This is a genomic window from Bradyrhizobium frederickii (assembly GCF_004570865.1).
Taxonomy (GTDB): Bacteria; Pseudomonadota; Alphaproteobacteria; order Rhizobiales; family Xanthobacteraceae; genus Bradyrhizobium; species Bradyrhizobium frederickii.
The window spans coordinates 1-1,351 of sequence record NZ_SPQS01000113.1 but is presented as its reverse complement, the minus strand read 5'-3'; the positions used below and the strand labels follow the sequence as shown (position 1 = coordinate 1,351).

Sequence of the window (1,351 nt, the reverse complement as noted above, 5' to 3'; positions counted from 1 at the left end):
ATCAGTATGGACGGCCGGGGCGCCTGGCGGGACAACGTGTTCGTTGAGCGGCTGTGGCGCAGCGTCAAATACGAGGAGGTGTATCTGCGGGCCTACGACAGCGTCAGCGACGCTCGCGCCTCGATTGGCCGCTATCTGGACTTCTACAATTGCCGCCGTCCACATTCGAGCCTTGACGGCAGCACACCGGATCAAGCCTACTTCACCCCGCTGCCGCTCCGCACGGCAGCCTAACCCCGGCAGAGGCTCCACTTATCGACGCGGATATTCTGTTCAGACAACCGGGGCCAGCTCATCTAACGGATGTCTGCTTCTCTCTCCCGATCGAGCGCTACCAGATAAGGCAGGTATGACATGTTGAAGGTAGTGGTACCCTCGGAAGCTTGCTGATTGAAACTGAGCGGCGAGCCACTCAGCAGTAGAAATCCTTTCGGGGAGATATCGGATGACCGCGACTATACACGAAGACGAGAAACGCGAACGGCGAACACGTGGGCCCGAACTGGCCGAGGCATCACCCCCTGGAGCGGGTGGCGCGACTGATCATATTGAAGAAAAGGCGGCAGCTGCATCGCGCCTTTCATTTACGCTTCCGGAATGGCAAAAATCAATCGAAGCGACAAGGAACTTGTTCGCCGCGGCACTGAATGACACGTTAAAATTGGCTGCTTCCTCTCTGAACGACCAGGCTGCTTTTCTGAGAGCTCTTGCCGACTCGAAAACCCCGTCTGAGCTACTGAAGTGCCACCTGGATTTTGCGGAGCAATCTTGGTCGAAATCGTTCAGCGAAGGCTCAAAGATATTGGATCGTTTGAAACACGTCCATCGGCCTGCGGTAAGTTAAGCAATCGGCCACGCGTGAAATAGGGCCGACGGCGCGCTATTCCCTCCGGACTCCAATCCCGAACTGAGATCCAGACCCGGTCTCGTGGGAATTGTTGTCGCCATGCTCCATAAGTATCGCCGCCGACCCCCAACACGGATATAGGAACCACCTGCTCGGGGAACCGAAAATGTTCGATAGGCGCGTGCTTTGGTTTTGCCTCGGTCTTGGTGAGCTGGCCCCGGTTGTCTGAACAGAATATCCGCGTCGATAAGTGGAGCCTCTGCCGGGGTTAGGCTGCCGTGCGGAGCGGCAGCGGGGTGAAGTAGGCTTGATCCGGTGTGCTGCCGTCAAGGCTCGAATGTGGACGGCGGCAATTGTAGAAGTCCAGATAGCGGCCAATCGAGGCGCGAGCGTCGCTGACGCTGTCGTAGGCCCGCAGATACACCTCCTCGTATTTGACGCTGCGCCACAGCCGCTCAACGAACACGTTGTCCCGCCAGGCGCCCCGGCCGTCCATACTGATGG

3 protein-coding genes are annotated in these 1,351 nt (G+C 58.1%); 2 read left to right on the top strand and 1 reads right to left on the bottom strand.

From position 1 onward, the window contains the following. Together E4K64_RS39825 and E4K64_RS39820 are read left to right on the top strand one after the other, a co-directional pair. The coding region (locus tag E4K64_RS39825) for an integrase core domain-containing protein (protein WP_135161597.1) at positions 1-234 on the top strand (234 nt) is incomplete at its 5' end. 211 nt (positions 235-445) lie between these two features. Next, on the top strand, positions 446-844 hold the full coding sequence (locus E4K64_RS39820) for a phasin family protein (protein ID WP_126262255.1): 399 nt from the start codon (positions 446-448) through the stop codon (positions 842-844). Positions 845-1,115: 271 nt separating this feature from the next. Here the strand turns inward: E4K64_RS39820 and E4K64_RS39815 are convergent. Beyond that, positions 1,116-1,351, bottom strand: a 236-nt coding sequence (locus E4K64_RS39815; protein WP_135161597.1) for an integrase core domain-containing protein, incomplete at its 5' end; no start/stop codon positions are given.

What these genes read in the sequence shown, in the direction of transcription:
- E4K64_RS39820 (WP_126262255.1), top strand. Translation starts at nt 446, where the DNA reads ATGACCGCGACTATACACGAAGACGAGAAACGCGAACGGCGAACACGT.